The 20,629-nt window shown below is 46.4% G+C and carries 11 protein-coding genes; 10 read left to right on the top strand and 1 reads right to left on the bottom strand.

The window, feature by feature from the left end; genetic code table 11:
• The first annotated feature begins 2 nt into the window (after nucleotides 1-2).
• Nucleotides 3-890 (top strand): carbohydrate ABC transporter permease, encoded by an 888-nt coding sequence (locus tag A6049_RS13115; RefSeq protein ID WP_063565073.1) that lies wholly within the window; start codon nucleotides 3-5, stop codon nucleotides 888-890.
• 161 nt (nucleotides 891-1,051) lie between these two features.
• The gene (locus tag A6049_RS13110; protein ID WP_095206081.1) at nucleotides 1,052-2,200 is read left to right on the top strand and encodes a glycoside hydrolase family 76 protein; all 1,149 of its coding nucleotides are present in this window, start codon (nucleotides 1,052-1,054) and stop codon (nucleotides 2,198-2,200) included.
• 216 nt (nucleotides 2,201-2,416) lie between these two features.
• On the opposite strand, the gene A6049_RS13105 is transcribed toward A6049_RS13110, so the two are convergent.
• Entirely contained in the window at nucleotides 2,417-4,471 is a 2,055-nt protein-coding gene (locus A6049_RS13105; RefSeq protein WP_063565072.1) for a GxGYxYP domain-containing protein, read from the bottom strand.
• Between the two features lie 306 nt (nucleotides 4,472-4,777).
• Here A6049_RS13105 and A6049_RS13100 point away from each other — a divergent pair, with 306 nt between their 5' ends.
• The 8 genes from A6049_RS13100 (at nucleotide 4,778) to A6049_RS13065 (ending at nucleotide 20,420) form a co-directional block, all read left to right on the top strand.
• Nucleotides 4,778-5,926, top strand: a complete 1,149-nt coding sequence (locus A6049_RS13100) for a GntR family transcriptional regulator (RefSeq protein ID WP_063565071.1) — start codon at nucleotides 4,778-4,780, stop codon at nucleotides 5,924-5,926.
• 166 nt (nucleotides 5,927-6,092) lie between these two features.
• The gene (locus A6049_RS13095; protein WP_063565070.1) at nucleotides 6,093-8,297 is read left to right on the top strand and encodes a hypothetical protein; all 2,205 of its coding nucleotides are present in this window, start codon (nucleotides 6,093-6,095) and stop codon (nucleotides 8,295-8,297) included.
• Between the two features lie 46 nt (nucleotides 8,298-8,343).
• Nucleotides 8,344-11,421, top strand: a complete 3,078-nt coding sequence (locus A6049_RS13090; RefSeq protein WP_063565069.1) for an alpha-mannosidase — start codon at nucleotides 8,344-8,346, stop codon at nucleotides 11,419-11,421.
• 50 nt (nucleotides 11,422-11,471) lie between these two features.
• Nucleotides 11,472-12,398, top strand: a complete 927-nt coding sequence (locus tag A6049_RS13085) for an ABC transporter permease (protein WP_082935088.1) — start codon at nucleotides 11,472-11,474, stop codon at nucleotides 12,396-12,398.
• Between the two features lie 12 nt (nucleotides 12,399-12,410).
• The gene (locus tag A6049_RS13080) at nucleotides 12,411-13,307 is read left to right on the top strand and encodes a carbohydrate ABC transporter permease (RefSeq protein ID WP_063565068.1); all 897 of its coding nucleotides are present in this window, start codon (nucleotides 12,411-12,413) and stop codon (nucleotides 13,305-13,307) included.
• 63 nt (nucleotides 13,308-13,370) lie between these two features.
• Nucleotides 13,371-15,023 (top strand): extracellular solute-binding protein, encoded by a 1,653-nt coding sequence (locus tag A6049_RS13075; RefSeq protein WP_063565067.1) that lies wholly within the window; start codon nucleotides 13,371-13,373, stop codon nucleotides 15,021-15,023.
• 142 nt (nucleotides 15,024-15,165) lie between these two features.
• Nucleotides 15,166-17,175, top strand: coding sequence for a glutaminase family protein (locus A6049_RS13070; RefSeq protein WP_063565066.1), 2,010 nt, complete (start codon nucleotides 15,166-15,168; stop codon nucleotides 17,173-17,175).
• A 23-nt stretch (nucleotides 17,176-17,198) separates the two neighbouring features.
• A complete protein-coding gene (locus A6049_RS13065) occupies nucleotides 17,199-20,420 on the top strand; it encodes a glycosyl hydrolase (RefSeq protein WP_240321386.1) in 3,222 nt (1,073 codons plus the stop codon).
• The last annotated feature ends 209 nt before the right edge of the window (nucleotides 20,421-20,629 follow it).

The raw sequence follows: 20,629 nt of genomic DNA, 5'->3' as shown, positions 1-20,629 counted from the left end.
GCATGATTCAATCCAAATCGCTCGGCTCCAGGCTATCCCGCCTGTTGATTATGTTTGCGTTAATTCTGATTACGTTCATGTCCTTGGCGCCGATTGTCAATACCATTATGGTGTCCGTCAGCAGCAGTACAGCTGTTAATGCAGGTCGGGTTTATTTTTTTCCAGTGGAGCTGAATTTCTCATCGTATGGCCAGATTCTGAATGATACGAAGTTTTGGAAGGCTTTTTTCATCTCGGTCGAGCGGGTGGTGCTGGGGGGAGCAATCAACATGTTTTTGACCATTCTCATGGCCTATCCGTTGTCACGAAGCGTCACACAATTCAGATCGAGAAACACATATATGTGGATTATTGTGTTTACTATGCTTTTCAGCGGGGGGATCGTTCCATGGTATATGGTCATCAGCAAGTTGGGGTTGATCAACAGCATTTGGGCGCTGGTTCTGCCGGGGGCAGTTCCTGTCTTTAATGTGATTCTCCTCATGAACTTCTTCAAGGGAATTCCAAAGGAACTGGAAGAGGCCGCATTTATTGACGGTGCCAGTCCGCTTAAAATTCTGCTCAAAATCTTCATCCCCATTTCCATGCCGAGTCTGGCAACGATCATGCTGTTTGTTATTGTTGGGCACTGGAACAATTTCTTTGACGGCATCATTCTGATTAACGACAGCTCCAAAATCCCGCTCCAGACCTATCTGCAGCAGCTCAGCCTCACACGTGATCAGATGCAGAATCTTTCGGTCGAACAGCTGCAGCAGTTCAATAAAATCTCCAATACAACGTTGAATTCTGCCAAAATTCTGGTATCCATGATTCCCATTCTGATGATATATCCTTTTCTGCAACGTTATCTAATCCACGGAATCGTACTTGGAGCCGTAAAAGAATAGTTCTGGTTATCAGCATCATCTGCAGTTCTGCCTGAGAAATATGGAAGGGGGTGAAGGAACACCGTCAGGGACAGGCGTGAACAGAGCTGGAGCAAGGGATTGACACTGCTTTACGGGTAAAACTGTTAGTTATACGTCGATTGGAGAAGGGAAGGGATCTGATGAGCAAAAGGAAAATGGTTAGCCTCACGCTGGTACTCAGCATTATTCTGGTCACCACCATGGGGGCAACAAGCGGTGGCAAGAATCGCTATGCAGATCAGGCGCAGTGGTCGCAAGAGAAGCTGCATGAATACTACTGGAATGATGCATCAAAAATGATGAATAATGCTTACCCATCAACACCAGAGGGTGAACAGGCCTTAAATTACTGGTGGAAGGCTCATGCGGTCGATGCATTGGTGGACGGATACGAACGTACAGGAGACAATGCCTACACTGAGCGTGCGGAAGAACTCGTTCGCAGTATCATTGCACGAAATGGTTCACTTCACAATGAATTCTACGATGATATGGAATGGCTCGCGCTCGCCGGGCTTCGTCTGTATGATGCAACAGGCAGTGAAGAGATGAAGGGATACGTAATGGAGTTGTGGGATGACATCAAGACCGCCTGGTGGGAAGATGAGCTTGGCGGTATGGCTTGGAAAAAGGATCAGCGTTATAACCGAAATGCATGCTCCAATGGGCCTGCCGCTATCTTGGCTGCAAGGTTGTATGAACGTTTTGGCGATGAGCGGGATCTGGAATGGGCCAAAAAAATATATGATTGGGAGAAACAACATCTGGTTAATCCGAAAACGGGCCTGGTAGCGGATGGTTTGGTGCTGAAGGAGGATGGCACACTGGATGTGAATGAAGCATGGATCTTTACGTACAATCAAGGCACGTTTATCGGAGCGGGTGTTGAACTCTACCGGATAACAGGAAAGAAGACGTATTTGAAAGATGCCGAGAAAACCGCAGCTGGTTCTTTGAAGACCTTAACGGATGAGAAGACGGGCATATTTAAAGAGGACGGCGACGGGGACGGTGCGTTGTTCAAAGGCATCCTGATCCGTTACATGGTTGAGTTGTATGAAGTCGGGCATAACAAGAGCCTGAAAAAGGCAGTCTATCGCAATGCCGATGCCTTACTGAAAGGTAGCCGGGACAATGGATTGTTCGGTCAAGCTTGGGGGAAAGCAGCCCAGAACCCACTCGACCTTACGGCTCAGCTCAGCGGCGTATTTCTGCTGGAAGGAGCTGCTAAGCTGGAAGACGGCAAAGCGGATAAGCCAGGTAAACCGGATAGACCAGTGAAGAAGTAGCCATTTGAGTGGAAGATAGGTTAATAGGATAGTAATTATTAGAGGTCAGCGCCTGCATGAATCTTTCCAAGAGAAAGATCATGCGGTGCTGTTATGTTCCGGTGTCACTGTTAAACGGTAAATCAGCGGTGAGGCTTCATTCGAAAAAAGCATCGTACCCAATTACTCAGGGTACGATGCTTTTATGCGTCTGCAAATTCATTGTAGGTATGGTGATTACTTGCTAGCGGGTAAGTTGTAGCTTTCTCGGATTAGGGAGAAATAGTCATCAGCACGGACAACCTTGAATTCTGTTCCGAGTTCTTCGGTGATCGCCAGTGCATCGGATGGAGTCGTACTCCATGCAAGCAATCCAAGGGAAACGAACAATGGCGATTTACCATCCCAATTCGCTTTCGCTTCATTCAGCACCTGTAATCCATCCTGCACGGTACTTATCCCACGAATTGTGGATACGGGCAGGCTATCATCAACGATTTCCACACCATAGTTGTCTTCATAGCTGATGAATAAGCCGGGTGCATGATAATCCTGTGCATAAGCCTTGGCTTTAAATGGCGTGAGAGGTACATTCTCGCTGTCTATACGGTTCAACACATAAGGAATGGTCATGCCAGTCTTTTTCATATATTTTTCAGTTTGCTGCAAAAATTGCCGGAAGCTTGAGTCGGGCCATGCCTCTGGATAGAAGTATCCTGCACCGGACGGTCCAGCGATCAGCAGGTCATTCGGGGTTGCAGTGTTCACATAATAATTCAATATTGCTGGTGCACCTTCGTAGAGAAGCGGGCTTGAAGTCCAGTTAATCGGAACCTTACCTCTGGCCGGATCATCCCACATCACACGCATGCGATGCTGGTTATACTGAAAATTATCACCCTCCGTAAAGGTATATGTTACATAGATTTTGTTCTCCAGCGCAGGTCGCGGAGATTTTTTCACCGGGGTGAGATTCGGTTTTGTCCCCGAGAAAACAGTCAGGTTGCTGAACCAATCGGCTGCAAGAACATAGACGCCATATCGAGATGCGATCTCAACGGAGCTGAACTCACCTTCGACATCATTGCTAAACCAGCCAAGGTAGGGAGTTCCGGGTTTTACATCAGACATGATCTTCTCGAAGAGTGCTTTTTGCTCAGGTATATTGGAATCCAACCAGAATACCATCGCTTTATTAGCGACTGCATAATCCCTTAAATATGCATAGGGCTCCCGTTGCTCAGCGGAGAGAGGGCGGATATTACCCGCGGATACTTTATACTGATTCCACATGTCCACTTCAGCTGTCAGGTTCTGAGTACCTACAGGAGGAGTGAATTCATACACAAAATAATTGCCATTATCGGCGAAACGGTGGCCGCCTTCTCCTTCAGCAACCTTGGAATTCTGTCTATCATACAGGAATTGTTCTTCTTCCGGTGTTCCTGCGATGAAGTTAGCGATCTCTTTTCCATCCGCCTTGACCGTAACCTCATGTACAGCCGGTCCCCAGCCATCTTGAGTAAAGGCGTCATCAAATCGGAGATATACTGAAGATTTTCCCAAGAGTGTAGAAAGATCCAGGGAATACGTATCACGGTTGCTTGCATCTCGAATCTGTTGTTTTTCCTCCGTTATCGTAACAAAGGATTCAGGCATGCCGGATGGAATGCGAATCGCCGTATCCGGATCGAGTCCAATTAACATCTGGTGGTTCGTTTTCTTCCACAGATTCTCATACTGCCAGGTATAGGCATCTATCCGACTATTGAATTTACCCCGCAGGTCATCTACAATCTTCAATTTGTAAGGGGCTTTGGACAATTTGACTGCTAACTCGGGACTGGCAACCACAGCATTCTTCAGTCCTGCGAGCGTGGTTGCTACGTTGATCGTATCAGGTACTTGGGGATCATATACAACCATGCCTTTGACTTCGTTGCGATAAGCAGAGAACACTTCCCAATAATCCTGATGAAGCGTGTAAGGCACCTTGATGTCCTTAAGCCAGGTCAATTTTCCTTCTTCCTGGGACTCAATCAGATAGATTCGGGGTTGTTCTCTGTTAACGATACCCTGTAATGTTCCCAGCAACAATTTGATGTCACCTGGCGCATCATAGATGTCGGCTGCATCCAAATGTTTCGGCTTTTTGAAACTTGGCAGTTCACGGTGTTTGGACCCATCAGGTTTGGCTGTCTGTACATCCGTTTCCGTAGCTGAAGCAGCGCCGGCGGTTAATGAAAAAGCGCATATGAGAGCTAAACAGAGCATCGTGAATCTACGAGCCATGGCGAATTCACTCCTTGTTATAGTCAAGAATTAGAGCTGTGCCTTCGTAATACCCACCCTCCTTTTTTGGTCAAAAGCCAATCCACACATCTCTATCCAACACATATTAAATATATTCATATATAATTTTACAAGGGGTTCGACAAAACTTCCCATTATTCCTGGAAATCAGGCATATTAAATGCGATGATATTAAGGAGATAATCTTTGCAACTGCAGATAAGCTCAGCTTGTTTATTGCACTTGCAGGTGAAAGGATATATTATATATCTCAAATATTATGAATGAATTGGTGATGTGATCAAAATGAGTACAAATGATCGAATTCCACTGTATCAACAAATCCAGGACTATATCAGACATGTCATAACTCAAGAAAATATGAAACCCGGTGATCGCATACCGACAGAGAAGGAACTGATGGATCAGTTTCAGGTCAGTAAAATTACAGTTGCCAATGCCTTGACCGGATTAGCAAATGAAAAGTTAATTGCGCGTGTGCCGGGGAAAGGCAGTTTTGTAGCTGAAGAAGCGGATAGTGCTTCTATGACCTCATCGCAAGCGAACACAATGAAAGGTAGAGAGGGGACACTGTCTACAGGAATGATTGGCATCATTGTGCCCTCCATCCATGATTATTTTGCCATCAGGCTCGTTGAGGGAATTGAGCAAGCCTTGCGTGACGAAGGATATCGCAGCATGATCATGTTTACACATGGCAAGGTGGATAAAGAGAAGGATGTCATCAAGGAAATGAAGGCGCTTGGGGCAGAAGGTCTATTAATCTTTCCTGTTGATGAAGAGAACTACAACGAGGAGATCCTTGGCATGAAGCTCTCGGGTTTTCCTTTTGTACTGATGGACCGTTATTTGCCAGGGGTCGAGACACATTATATTGCGGCAGATGGCAGACGGGGCACAAGGCTAGCTGTGGAGCATCTTTGGGAGCTGGGACACCGGGATATCGCTATTTGCTCGGATTCTCCCCTTCAGACAGTTACGGTTCAGGAGCGGATCGAAGGTTATATTGAGGCTTTAAAAGGCAAAGGTGCGTTAATTAATCCTGCTCATATGATCACAGATTTCCAACCGCTAACTGAACTTAAGGAAGCAGAGGCCCACCCTTTGTATCGATATATCCAAAATCGAATGGTCACAGCCTATGTTTCGCTTAACGGCAGGTTAGGTGTGCAAATCTATCAAATGGCCAAACAAGCAGGGCTTCGAGTGCCTGAAGATGTATCGATAGTAAGCTTCGATGATCCCACCTCAATCGTGGAGGAATTCAGTATATTTACCCATGTTAAGCAATTTGAGCGGGATATGGGGTATCGGGCGGCTGCTAAATTACTTGAAGTATTACGTGGTCATGGGGAAACGAAAAGTTATAGCAAAATGCTGATTGAACCCGAGCTGGTCGTACGTCAAACTACCGGAACGGTTCCTCAAGCTTAATTTAACAAGAAAAGAAAACCTTTTCCGTAGAGAAGCGGAGAAGGTTTTTTTATGTTTGTATAAAAAACATATTGAATATATTCATATCATATATTATAGTCTAGAAAAAGATGGATAGTCATACATTGCAACCCAAATCAAATACGAGCTTGGGGAGGTTAAGAAAATGGCACGAGATCGAAAGGAAGAGCGTACGGGATTTCAAGAATCTGCTGCTTACCATCCGGATTATGATTTACAGACTGACTTTGTGATGGTTTACGGGATTGATGAGTCGATGCAGGAACGCATTCTGAAGTGGAAAGAAAAAGGATATGTGGTTCATTTGATGACAGGAGTTGCTTGGGGGACCTACAACAGCTATTTGGATGGTGAGGTCGATGGAGCAACACATTGGGATGAAGCTCAAATGGACCGGGAAGGCAACATGATTCTTCATGGGAGCGAGCCAGTCATTCCATACATGGTGCCTACCATTTCCTTTGGTCATTACATAGCGGATCGAATACGTATTGCCGTTGACGCCGGTGTGGAAGCCATCCATCTGGAGGAACCTGAATTCTGGGTAAACGGAGGCTATTCAGAAGCTTTTAAACGGGAATGGCAGTTGTATTACAAAGAGCCTTGGATTCCGCCACATGCTTCACCTGATGCCCAATTTCGAGCTTCCAAATTAAAAGCGTATTTATATACACGTGTCCTGGACCGATTATGTGCCGAGATGAAGGACTACGCGTTAAAACGTTATGGTCGTGTCCTTCGCTTTTATGTTCCGACTCATAGTCTGATTAATTACACACAGTGGTGTATTGTCAGTCCACAATCTCAGCTTCTAGAGCTACCCTCCATCGATGGGTATATTGCACAGATCTGGACCGGGACATCCCGAACCCCCAATGTGTATGAAGGGTTGCGTAAGGAACGTACGTTTGAAACCGCTTACCTTGAATATGGCGTCATGCAGGAACTGGTTCGTGGGACCGACAGACGAATGTGGTTCCTGCATGATCCGATCGAAGATAACCCGAATTATACCTGGGCTGATTACCGCCAGAACTATTTAAAAACGGTGGTTGCCTCACTGCTGCATCCCGGGGTCGCCCATTATGAAGTCGCACCTTGGCCTCGACGAATCTTTCAAGGCACTTATCCATCCGAGGATGGCTCTGGCAAGGAGCAAATTCCGTCAGACTATGCCACAACTTTGCTTCAGGTCATGCACACGCTTGGTAACATGAATCAGGATGTGATTGAAACAGCAGAGGAGACATTCCAAGTTGGCGTTTTTATTGCAGACTCAGCGATGTTTCAACGAATGAAGTCAGATCCCAATGCAGCTCATGCCGGTAAATACGATGGAACAGATCCTGAAGGATTCCAGGAGGATGGCGATACAGAACTGCTCGATTTTTCTCCTTTTTACGGTCTGACACTGCCGTTATTGAAATATGGTATTCCTGTCCGTCCACTTCAACTGGATAATGTAAGGCGGTATCCGGGTTACTTGGCAACTTATCGTGTGCTCATACTGAGCTATGAATTTATCAAACCGGAATATCCGGACATTCATTATGCTCTTGCACAGTGGGTACAGGATGGTGGAGCGTTAATCTATGTAGGCGATGACAGCGACCCGTATCACGATATTCGTGCATGGTGGAACCATGACCGCAAGCAAGGGCAGTCAGATCAGTCGTATAACTCCCCTCGAGCACATTTGTTTGAACAGCTAGGTCTAAAAGATAAGAGGCAAGGTGTCAATAAGGTAGGAAAAGGGGTAGTTTGCTGGCTGGATGAACATCCGGCTGACTTCACTTTATCCAAGGCAGGGGCTGATCGGCTGCGCCAATCTGTGAAAGAAACGTTGGAAGCTGTCCACGGACCAGAACTACAGTGGGAATCGAAGCCTTATTTCAAAATTAGACGAGGTCCCTATCTAATCGTATCGGTTCTCGATGAATCGGTCAGCGAAGAGGCAGTAGTCATTCCAGGTCCGATTGTGGATTTGTTTGATTCAAAGCTCTCAGTGCTGAACCAGGTGACCCTAAATCCGGGAGAGCAAGCCTTGCTCTATGATATTGAAGCGGGTCGTCCAACGGCTGGAGAAGTATCCGTCATTGCTGCTTCTTCCCGAATAGAAGGTCTGTCTCAGTCGGCCACAGGTTTTCGATTCATTGCAAGAGGACCTTCCAACATGAAGGCAACAGCAAGGTTGTATTGCAAGGCCAGACCATTATCCGCCCAGTATGTCATTCAAGAGCAGATGGTCCCCGTGGTATGGGAATGGGACCCGGATTCAAAGACAGTGCTTCTTCAGTACGAACATGGCAACGAGAACAATGCAGAGGTTCATGTCCGCTGGACTTCCTGAATTCACAATACAACCTGATTGATGTAACAGAGAGGAGTATACTAGTATGCCCTACGAACCGATAAGGCCAGAACGGTTAAAACAGATGTTAAACAAACTTCGGGAAGCCATATATGAGCCGATTGCCGAATTAGAAGTGACGGCTTGGATTACACCAGAGCCCGTACCTTACGAGGAACGGATGACCGGCACGAAAGTGACACTCAAGCAAGGAGAACAATGGGGAGAATTATGGGATTGTGCCTGGTTCCGTTTTGCAGGTAATCTTCCGGCAGTCACAGGTAACCAAACCACGGTCCTCTTGCTGGATGTCAACGGTGAGCTGTGTCTGGTTGACCATGAAGGGTCACCTATCCAAGGGTTGACGACGATTAACTCCGAATTTGATTTTTCATTAGGTCTGCCTGGCAAACGAGTCGTGCAGCTCCATGAGACATCTGTAAATGGACAGGAAGTTGAAGTGTGGGCAGATGCAGGCAATAACGATCTGTTCGGCAAGTATCGCGGAGGGACGCTGAAAGAAGCACTCATCGCCTACTGCAGGGGAGATATTCGGGATCTCTATTACGATACCGAGGTGCTCTTGGAGACCGCAGAGCAGCTCCATGAAGGTTCCGCCCGGAAGGAGAGAATCTATCAGACGCTCTATGATATTTCAGTACAGTTGATCGATTTCTCGAAAGGGAATGTCGAGCAAGCGAAAAAACGACTAAATGAACAGCTAACCCTAGAGGGGGGCGATCCGGTCTTAACCCTAAGCGCTGTGGGTCATGCTCATATAGATTTGGCTTGGTTATGGCCGATCCGTGAAACGATCCGTAAAGGAGCTAGAACGTTCTCAACTGTGCTTCGCATGATGGAGCGTTATCCCGATTATGTGTTCGGAGCGAGCCAACCGCAGCTGTACGATTGGATGAAGCAGCATTATCCCAAGCTGTATGAGCAGATCAAGGAACGTGTACGTGAAGGCAGATGGGAACCGCAAGGCGCCATGTGGGTAGAATCGGATACCAATGTGCCTGGTGGTGAATCACTCGTACGCCAGATTTTGTATGGCAAGCGTTATTTCCAGCAGGAATTTGGTCTGGAAATGAAATCGCTCTGGATGCCTGATGTATTCGGCTACTCGGCAAGTTTGCCCCAGTTATTAAAGAAATCCGGTGTGGATTACATGATGACCCAGAAGCTCTCCTGGAGTGAGTATAACCGGCATCCCCATCATTCCTTTCTATGGGAGGGAATTGATGGTTCAGCTGTATTAACACATATGCCACCAGAGGATACTTACAACAGTCCTGCAGCTCCGCGTTCGATCATCAGTGCTGAACAGGGGTATCTGGATAAAAATGTATCAAACCATGCGCTAATGCTCTTTGGTATAGGAGACGGAGGCGGAGGACCTGGCGAAGAGCATTTGGAGCGGCTGACACGGGTGAAAAACCTGCTTGGCTTGTCCCCTGTTATACAGGAACCTTCTTGGAAATTTTTCGAACGACTTAATGAGGAACGTGAACGGTTCCAGACATGGCGCGGTGAGCTTTACCTGGAGAAGCATCAAGGAACCCTGACCAGTCAGGCGCGAAGTAAGCGGTATAACCGGAAGATGGAGAAAGCACTGCGCGAATTGGAGTTCGCCTCAGTACTTGTGGCTTCACAGCTAGGCAAGTCTTATCCGTCCGAGTCACTGGAAACGATATGGAAGGAAGTCCTCCTGTATCAGTTCCATGATATCCTTCCGGGGTCTTCCATCAAGCGTGTGTACGATGAGTCACTCATACGATATGAAGAACTTTTAGATCAGACAGAAAATATGATCAACGAAACCTACAGCCATATGGCAGACCAGATCTCTTCAAATATCGAATCCTCATCCAGCTGCTCCGTGGTGATATTCAATTCATTGCCTTGGGAGCGTCAGGAATGGATTCACACGAATGGAAACTGGCGCAAGGTTCAGGTTCCATCCATGGGATACACAATGGTATCAGATCATGTGGACCAGGGTGCTATAGATGAAATCGCATCATGCGCCCAGTTAGTTCCGGGAATACAAGAGTCGGAATTTCACGTTTCCGCTGAAGAACGCTGTGTGGAGAACGACACATTCATCGTGAAGTTTGATCGGAATGGAGCCATTATCTCCATTCAGGACAAGGCTGAAGCGCGGGAAGTCATTCCGCAAGGTCATCCGGGAAATGCACTTCGTGTGTATCACGACGAAGGAGATGCTTGGGATTTCAGTCATGACTATTCCGCACATACAGGTATACCATTAACGCTTCATGACATTCGCGAGCTTCGTGAAGGACCAAAAGTCGGGTTGGTCTTCGAATATAACTATGGAGAATCCACTCTGATCCAGACGGTGGTTCTGACAGAAGGCAGCAGACGAATTGATTTCGAGACGACCGTGGATTGGAGAGAGAATGGTAAAATGCTTCGTACTTCATTCCCGGTGAATATCCGTACAGATCAGGTTCACTGTGAGATCCAATTTGGCAGTTTGACCAGACCAACTCATCGGAATACGATGTGGGACTTCGCCAAGGATGAGATATGTGCTCATCAGTGGATTGATTTATCGGAGCCAGATTATGGAGTCGCATTGCTTAATGATTGTAAATATGGTCATAGAGCCATCAATAATGTGCTTGGTCTGAATTTGCTGCGCAGCAGCTCGTATCCTGATCCGGAAGCGGATCGTGCGGAGCATACGTTCACCTATTCGTTATATCCGCATCAAGGCAACCATGTTCAGGCTGAGATCTATCGAAGAGGTAATGAACTGAACATCCCGCTTCGTACAGTTTCCTTATCATCTGTATCTGGTAAGCATAACGGTAAGCTCCCATATTCGAAAACATTTCTTCAGCCGGATCATCCGCACATCATGGTGGAATCCGTCAAAAAAGCCGAGGATGCAGACGACATCATCGTCCGTCTATATGAAACTTCGGGAACACATGCCATCACGGCATTACATCTTGGATTCCATATAGCAGAAGCCTGGACGACTGATCTTATGGAAAATATCATTTCACCCGTTTCATTTGCAGGAGCATCCGAGATGGCTTTATCCTTCACGCCATTTGAAATCATCACGTTACGATTGAAGTTAGGATAGCTATAGCTGGGATGGATGACCGTCCATTATGAGAAAGGAGAGGTTGGAATGTGATCAAGACAAGAGTGAGCAACAATCGATTGATGAAGCGAATCTGGCAGCATAAACTCTTTTATTTGTTTATGCTGCCCGGAATCGTCTGGTTTTTCCTGTTCTCCTATGTACCGCTATATGGAATTCAGGTTGCTTTTAGGGATTACAATTTCGTTGGCGGATTCACCGGAAGTCCATGGGCAGGCCTTAAGTACTTTCAACAGTTCTTCAATTACTATCAATCCGGTGACATCATCCGTAACACGATCATCATCAGTCTCATGAAACTGCTAATTGGCTTTCCGATGCCAATCATTCTTGCACTCCTCTTAAATGAAGTACGAATGATCAAATTCAAAAAGACGGTTCAGACCCTTTCTTACTTGCCTTATTTCGTATCCTGGATCGTCGTGGTTACGCTGATGCAACGGCTCCTAACGCCGTATGGGGGGCCAGTCAATGACTTATTGGGGTCATTTGGAGCGGAGTCGATCCAGTTCCTGAATAATCCAACATGGTTCTATCAGATGATCGTCGGTTCAGACATCTGGAAGAATATCGGTTGGAATTCCATCATCTTTATGGCCGCCATTGCGGGTATTGATCAGCAGCTTTACGAAGCTGCCAAAATGGATGGTGCGGGACGCTTCAGACAGATGTGGCATGTATCGCTTCCAGGTATCCGCAATGTAGCTATCATATTATTCATACTCGCTGTGGGCAGTCTGATGAGCGCAGGTTATGAACAACTGCTTCTCCTGAATGGACCGGCAACCGCAAGTCTTGGCAGTGTACTGGACGTGCATGCCATTAACTCCGGGATTCGAGAAGGACGTCTCAGTTACGCTGCAGCTGTAGGACTATTCCAAAGTGTTATCGCACTCATTCTGGTTGTAACCGTTAATCGCATCGCCCGCAAAGTCAGTGATGTATCCCTGTTCTAAGGAGGTGACCTTATGGAACGAAAATGGTCCTTATTCTCGGTACTTAACTATATTTTTCTTGCTTTGGTTGGATTCTCGATGATTTACCCGTTCATATATATCTTGGCTTATTCACTGAACGACGGTAAGGATTCGATGCAAGGCGCGATTTATTTTCTTCCCCGCCAATTCACGTTGGATAACTATGCTCAGGTATTCGATAACGCAAGGATCTGGAAGGCATATCAAATTACGATTATGCGCACCGTGCTGGGTACTTTTCTCCACGTTGTATTGTGTACACTCATGGCCTATGCACTTTCCAAAAAAACATTGCCAGGTCGCTCCTTTTTCACCTTTTACATCTTTTTGCCTACGATTTTCAGTGCGGGATTCATCCCGTTCTTCATTACACTTCAAAAACTGCATCTGATTAATAGTTTCTGGGTGTACGTTTTGCCCTTGTTGTTCAACTTCATGCACATCATCATTATTCGGACATTCCTGCAAGGCATACCTGAGGAACTGGAGGAATCGGCGCGTATTGACGGGTATGGAGATTTTCAAATCTTCGTACGAATCATTCTGCCTCTTTCCGGGCCGGTACTTGCAACGATCTCGCTGTTTATTGGGGTAGCCCACTGGAATGATTGGTTCTCGGGCGCTTATTACGTCTCGAACAAAGATTTGATACCGGTGCAGACCCTACTGCAAGAAATGCTGACGGAAGCAGAGGCATTATCCAATTCGATGCAGCGTGCAGCTCAGCAGGGTGGGCAGACGGTTGGTGGTGTCGGTGGAGCAGGAGCAACACCTGAATCACTTCGTATGGCATTGCTTGTTATTACGGTTTTCCCGATCTTATGTATATATCCGTTTCTGCAACGATATTTCGTGAAGGGGGTTATGATTGGTTCGGTTAAAGGGTAGATCATCCTGACCTGAATTTGCTAGAGCTTTTACCGAGATCATTTAATCAAGGAGGCGATTGGTTTGAACAGGATTTGGTCGAAAGGCGTATCCATCTTGCTCGTGTCCATCATGGTTGGAGGTTTGCTGAGCGGTTGCACGAATTCATCAGGAAACGGGGAAGGCGCAGAAGGAGAGAACGGAAATAAACTCAAAATCTTGCACAATTGGAATGGCTCAGGCGGATCGGATAATGGGATAACCCCTGTCGAGGAAGTCATCAAAGAGAAAACTGGCGTCACATTAGAGTGGGAATATACGAAAGGGAGCGAGACGGAGAAAGTAAACCAGATTTTCGCCACACAGGATTTGCCGGACATTTACACCGGACCTGCATGGGGCGGCGAGCTGGACGGGATCATAAAGGCTGCCAAAGAAGGACAGCTGGTAGATATATCCGATAAATTGGGGGATTACCCAAACCTGGCGAAATCCATTGCGAAAGAGAATGTGCCACCAGCATTGTATGAAAAGGCGATAGATGCGTATGACGGCAAGAAATATTTACTTTTACAAAATCAGCCCGCAACGAACGAAGACGGCATGGATTGGCTATATGGCTTCTATGTTCGCAAAGACATAGCCGAGAAAGTCGGCGTGGATCCTCAGTCTGTCGTGACGAAGGAAGACTTCTATAACTTCCTCCAAAAAATCAAAGATGCCAACCTGAAGGAGAGCGGTCAGCCCGTGTTTCCACTGGGCGGATTTAGTAACGGATGGTCCGTAGGCATCGGAAACACGATGTTCTATTCCGGAGCAGGCTATGTAGACAAAGGTGACGGAACGGTAGAGCATAACTTTTTCACCAAAGGATACGAAGAATACACGCTGTTCTATCGTAAACTGGTTGAGGAAGGGCTGATGGACCCCGAAGCCTTTACTCAGACGGATCCTATTGCCAAAGAAAAAATTAATCAAGGACGCATTGCTATCCTTGCCGCACATTATCCGGCCATTTTGGACGCCTCCAAAGAATATGTTACTTCACATCCTGGAAGCGATTACATCCCGATCGGACCATTGGAGCGGGCAGATGTTGACCCGAGCCGGCCTGTTGATCTTGGCATTCAAGGAAACAACGTAACGGCTATCACCAGTAGCTGCAAGGGCGAGTGTGTAGATGCAGCGCTCAAGTTTCTCGATTACATGGCTTCTGACGAAGGCTTCATGCTGGCCCGGTACGGAGTTCAAGGGGTTCACTGGGATATGAAGGATGGCAAACCAGTACCGAATCAAGAATGGTTCGATAAGTTTACAGCAGATCAATCCGGTAAAGTTCGCAAAAACGAGGGTATTTCCATTGGGCTGGAATCGATCACGGGGCTTGACCGGATCAATTCGGCAGCAGGCGGCGACATCTGGGCAGACCAGGAAAGACTCGATGCCATGGAGAACGCCCGGAAAATCCTGCGACCAAATGGCATTCATGTGATTACAGCCTATAACCCGGGCGATGTGATTACCAAATCACCGGAATGGGAAATGTTGAAGCCTTCCATGGACCGGATGGGAGATGCCTGGAAGGAAGCTATTTTCGCAAAATCGGATGAAGCAGCCCTTAGCATTATCAACGACCTCAGGGAACAGCTTCGGAAGACCGGATACGACCACGCGATGCAGTTCACCAATGAGAATCTGAAAGGAAAAGATATCGTAACTGTTCAAATGCCGAACTGATGCTGAAGAGTTAGGTTAACGATTATCACGGAAATCAAATAGGCTTTGCAGCGCCTTGGTCAACAAGGCGAGCGAAGCCTTTCCCTTTTGAATCAGGATGTACCGTTTTCGTTGAAAAAATGAATTGAAGGAGATGAAATAAATGACGACATTTAGACCACCATCCGTACCTTTGGTCACGGTAGACCCTTATTTCAGCGTATGGTCTGCTGCTGACCATCTCTATGATGATCACACCAGGCACTGGACGAATAAAACTCAAGGTATGGTTGGCATGATTGTCATTGACGGCAAAATCAGAAGGTTTATGGGGAAAGTAGGCGTTCACGAAAATTCAACCATTGAGGAGCCTGATGTGCTCAATCAGACGAATCTAACCGTTGAGCCTGTAACTACCCGTTACACCTTTGCAGGAGAAGGCATCGAACTTGAGGTTCATTTTACCACACCGCTATTGCTCGATGATCTTGAACTGTTATCCAGACCAGTGACGTATGTTACGTTCCATGTTCGAGCGATAGATGGTCAAGGCCATCAAGTGAAAATCTATTTTGATGTGACAGGTGAATGGTGTGTACATACTCCTGATCAGCAAGTCACCTGGGAGTCTCATGTAATTAATGAACAGTTACACGCCATGTCTATAGGAACGGTGGAACAACCTATATTAAAACGTGCCGGAGATGATACGAGAATAGACTGGGGTTATATGTATCTGGTGGTTCAGCGATCTCATCAATCTCAAGCGGTCATCCATGCGGTATCCAAGCGTGAGGAGTATGCCCGGTCAGGTCTTTTTAAGACAGGAGATGATTCTATCCAGCCAAAATCCATATCTGGCGATATGGCTATTATGGCAACTGAACTGGATTTGGGTCTTATCCATGAAGAGCCAGCATCCCGCTACCTGATGCTCGCCTATGATGATATTCATGCAATTGAATATTTTCACCAACCACTGAATGCGTATTGGAAGAAAAATGGTCTGACATTTGAGGAAATGCTGGTAAAAGCAGCGGATCAATATGAAGAGCTAGTACAACGATGCGACCGCTTTAATCGGGAACTCTTAGCGGAGAGTCAGGCTACAGGCGGGAACCAATATAGAGACATTCTGGCATTGACCTATCGGCAAGCGATTGCTGCACATAAATTGGTTGCTGATGAAGCAGGAGAAGTATTATTTTTCTCCAAAGAGAATTTTAGTAACGGCTGTATCGCGACGGTGGATGTGAGCTACCCCTCGATTCCGTTGTTTCTGAGGTATAACACCGAATTGGTCAAAGGTATGATGCGTCCAATCTATAAGTATGCCGAAAGCACGGATTGGACGTTTGATTTTGCTCCACATGACGTGGGGACTTACCCCCAAGCTAACGGCCAGGTTTACGGAGAGAACAAACTCGAATACCAGATGCCCATCGAGGAATGTGGCAATATGCTCCTGATGGCAGCAACGGTATGCAAATATGAGAAGCATGCGGAATTTGCCCGTGAGCACTGGGGACTTCTAACAACTTGGGCTTCATATTTGTTGCAACATGGTCTGGACCCTGACAATCAACTGTGCACGGACGACTTCGCCGGACATCTAGCGCACAATGCGAACTTATCGATTAAAGCGATATTAGGCATTGCCGCCTATGCGTATATGTGTGATGAACTTGGTTTGCCGGATGGTGCCGTTTATCGTGAAGCGGCTGCAAAAATGGCAGAGGAGTGGTCATCCATGGCGACAGCAGGTGATCACTACAAGCTGACTTTTGACAGCTCGGATGAATCATGGAGCATGAAATACAATCTGGTGTGGGATCGTTTGTTGGACCTCAACCTTTTCCCAAAAGAAGTGGCTGCTAAAGAGTTGGCGTATTATCAGCTAAAACAGAATCGATATGGCATACCGCTGGATAGCCGTGAGACATACACCAAGTCCGATTGGCTCGTATGGTGTGCCTCCATGAGCGAAACGCAGCCTCAGTTCGAACAGATGATTTCTCCTCTGTGGGACTTTATGAATGAAACATCGAGCCGTGTACCTGTAACAGACTGGTATGACACCATCACCGGAAAGCAGTTGAATTTTCAAAATCGGTCGGTTGTTGGAGGATTATTCATTCCTTTGCTGAGAAAGACATCTGTATCAAAATCATGATGAGATCAGGTGATGAATTGGAGTTGAAAATCACGGATATTCATAAATTACAACAGCAGTTCAAGAATCCTGAGGCGACGTATCGTCCACAGCCCTTTTGGTTTTTGAACCACAGTTTTAGCAAGCCAGAGTTAGAAAACCAAATTCAATCCATGGTTGAAGCCGGTGTTGGCGGCGTTGTATTACATGCGCGTCACGGGATGCAGGCCTCATACCTGTCAGAGGAGTTCATGGATACGGTGGATTTCTGCACAAAAGAGTGCCAGAAGCGTGATATGGTTGTCTGGCTGTATGATGAGGACAATTGGCCGAGCGGAACACTGGGAGGTAAGCTGACGAGGCAATATCCCGAGTATCGGATGAGATACTTGAGGGTTGAGGAACGAAGATATTTACACGATGCACAGCAGGAAATGTTATCTCTCGATTTTGCCTCCTACGCTAACAATGAACTCATCGCAATTCTCGCTTATCGTGCCATCCAGCAAGAAGGGGAATGGCTGATCTATGATCAACCTGAGGATATTACAGAGTTATGCGGACAGGAATGGAAGCCTGATAACGACGAGGATTATATTATACTTGCCTGCTGGTCCTGTGAAATTGCTGAAGGGATCACGTTTGCAAAAGGGTATTATCTGGACACGTTGAACCCGGAAGCCGTGCAGGCTTTCATTCAGTCGGCATATGAGCCGTTTCAGCAATTTCAGCCTCATTTCGGAGTGACCATTCAAGGTGTATTCACGGATGAACCTGGGCTCATGATCCACGACGGTTTTTTTGGAGTCGAAGCCATCCGAACGTCGGTTCAGGATGTGAATGCAACTCTGCCCGGAATCGTATTCGCTTGGACACATGGGATGGTGGAGCGGTATGAGCAGGAGAACGGATATGATCTGATTCCAAGATTAGGCGCGTTGTTATATGGTATGGCCGATGGCAGCAGGTCTGCGAGGCAGGACTATCATGATACGATTACCCGTTGGTATGTGGAAGGTTATCATGAAGCTATTCGTTCGTGGTGTGAATCACACAGCTTGCTGTACATCGGCCATACGCTGGAAGAACCCGTCTGGGGGCAGGCTCGGTCGCAGGGTAATCAAACCCGTGTATTGCAGCAGTTCCATTATGCGGGTGTGGACTACCTAACACATGGAATCGGTACAAAGGAGAATCCACATCGTATCGTATCCGTAAAGACGGCCGGGTCTGTCGCACAGTTGGACGGGAAAAAAAGAGTTATTTGTGAGTCATTTGGTGCAAGCGGTCATGCCTATGCCATGCGACAAAGGCGGCTTGATGCCAATTTTATGGCATTTTTGGGTGTTAATTTGTTTATCCCGCATGCATTTTACTATTCGTTTGCAGGGTATCGGAAAACAGACTTTCCACCTACGGAATTCAAGCATGCACCGCATTGGCCACATTATCGGACTTTTGCCGATTATCTTGGTCGGTTGAGTGTACTGGGTACTTTCACGAAGCGTACACCTGAAGTACTTCTGTTGTCACCTATCCACACGGTATATGAGCGGATGTTCTTATCCGGTGAATCGAACCAGCATCCAGCTGCGGATCAACTGTTTTCGTTATTGTCAGACCGCATGCTGCGCAGCTCCATTGATTACGATTATGTGGATGAGTGTCAGCTCAGGCAGGCAAAGATTACTCAAGATGGAGGATATCAGTTTAACGGAGAACTAAACGAATATTCGATTTTGATTTTGCCGGAAATTACGGTCATGTCTGTAGATATCGCAAAACAGCTTGTTACCTTTGTAAACTGTGGTGGAAGGCTTATTGCGGTTGGGGCAATTCCTTGTGACAGTGAGCGACAGCGCCAAGATCCGGAATTACGGAAGTATATGAACGAACTATATGGCTCCGATCCTCAGCCAGGGGAATTACAAGCGATTGGCAAAGGGTACAGCCTATTCTATTCCATGAAAAACACAGCTCATAACGACACACTTATGAACTTTTGTGTTCAGTTAAGAGAGTTAACGACATCATCACCAGCGATTGCCTGGAAACAGATCGAGGGGCAAGCTGAGGATCTCATTAGCGTTGAACGCAAAATTGAAGATCATGTGCACACATGGCTGATGAACTGGTCGGAGCAGCCCGTGACCATTCAACTCCATCAGAACCCTGTGAAAGAACACATTGATGAACAGATGGAAGAATGGAACTTGGAAAACGGGAATATAAACTCGTTGAGTCAAGATGCTGTTCTAACATTTGTACCGGGAGAGCTTCGGGTTCTATCCGTTAGACCGGATCATGTACCTGATCCGCTTCACACTGAAGATTCGACGCATCCCAAACCGCAAGAGCCTATAAATCATAAAGTGCAACATACCACCGATGTGTTGGTACTAGGTGATCCTTGGCAGTTTCAGACCGTCGAACCCAATGTGCTTGTGTTAGATCAGTGGAAGGTCACATTGAATGACCGTCAGTCCAGAATGAATGCAACGATGCCAGGCCAAGTCAACACGTACCGGACGACGTTTGTCGTAACTGAAGAATGGATCGAGTTTACGAAATTACAGCAAGATGCAGTCCATTTAAACGAAGCTGGAAATGAGCGGATCTTCACGATTGAGCTAATCCTTGACGATATCGAGCAAAAAATTCCATCCCATATTGGTTTCCTCCAACGCAGACGTAATGTTGAAATCTTTGTTAATGGAGTACGGATGGAAGCACTCCGGCCTTCCCTGTGGCAAGATACTCATTACGCTGGTGTGGATATTACCGAACATCTTGTTAAAGGCGAGAATGAGCTTGAAGTTCTCACGGTTTCATTGCTCGAACCTATGCCAGCCATTTCTTTTCCTGCTTATCTGGTTGGTTCATTTGCTATACAAAATCAGACTACATTAACCATTGAACCTGAACAAATGACTGGGGTTTGGAATGTTGAAGGTTATCCTTTCTATTCGGGAGCAGGAGTGTACTCGCAGCAACTGGATTTGTCTGATGTCAGCTTGAATTCGGCAAATGAAATTTGGCTGGAAGCGGAAGATATTAGAGAGACGGCTTGCCTGTATGTGAATGGGGAGCAGGTTGGCATCCGATTATGGCCACCCTATCATTGGAACGTCACGTCTTACATGCTGCGAGGTAATAATGTAATCGACATTCATGTGGCTAATACACTGGAGAATCTATATGGAAAGTCTTCACTACCTTCGGGCATGAATGGGCAGGTAAAACTTGTAACTAAAATATTGAAATAATGCATGATTCAGGTTTAGGTTTTGGATTCACGGGGGAAGAATATGAACACGATAAAGTCGCCAAACTGGCGGCTTTTTTTGCATTGGAACAAAAAGACTGAGCTTTACTTCGCTGGAAATAATTATATTTGAACCGGGTTATTCATCAAATGATTAGACCTCACACGTAATGAAAGCGATTTAAAATTGTGTTGACGAAAACCATTTTC

The sequence above is a fragment of the Paenibacillus sp. O199 genome (genome assembly GCF_001636635.1).
GTDB lineage: Bacteria > Bacillota > Bacilli > Paenibacillales > Paenibacillaceae > Paenibacillus > Paenibacillus marchantiae.
The sequence above is the reverse complement of the archived record's forward strand: the minus strand, read 5'-3'. Positions and strand labels throughout refer to the sequence as shown.

Excerpts from the sequence above, each read along its gene's own strand:
- A6049_RS13090 (WP_063565069.1), top strand. The coding sequence starts at position 8,344 with ATGCCCTACGAACCGATAAGGCCAGAACGGTTAAAACAGATGTTAAAC.
- A6049_RS13105 (WP_063565072.1), bottom strand. The coding sequence starts at position 4,471 with ATGGCTCGTAGATTCACGATGCTCTGTTTAGCTCTCATATGCGCTTTT.
- A6049_RS13070 (WP_063565066.1), top strand. The coding sequence starts at position 15,166 with ATGACGACATTTAGACCACCATCCGTACCTTTGGTCACGGTAGACCCT.
- A6049_RS13115 (WP_063565073.1), top strand. The coding sequence starts at position 3 with ATGATTCAATCCAAATCGCTCGGCTCCAGGCTATCCCGCCTGTTGATT.
- A6049_RS13110 (WP_095206081.1), top strand. The coding sequence starts at position 1,052 with ATGAGCAAAAGGAAAATGGTTAGCCTCACGCTGGTACTCAGCATTATT.
- A6049_RS13095 (WP_063565070.1), top strand. The coding sequence starts at position 6,093 with ATGGCACGAGATCGAAAGGAAGAGCGTACGGGATTTCAAGAATCTGCT.
- A6049_RS13100 (WP_063565071.1), top strand. The coding sequence starts at position 4,778 with ATGAGTACAAATGATCGAATTCCACTGTATCAACAAATCCAGGACTAT.
- A6049_RS13080 (WP_063565068.1), top strand. The coding sequence starts at position 12,411 with ATGGAACGAAAATGGTCCTTATTCTCGGTACTTAACTATATTTTTCTT.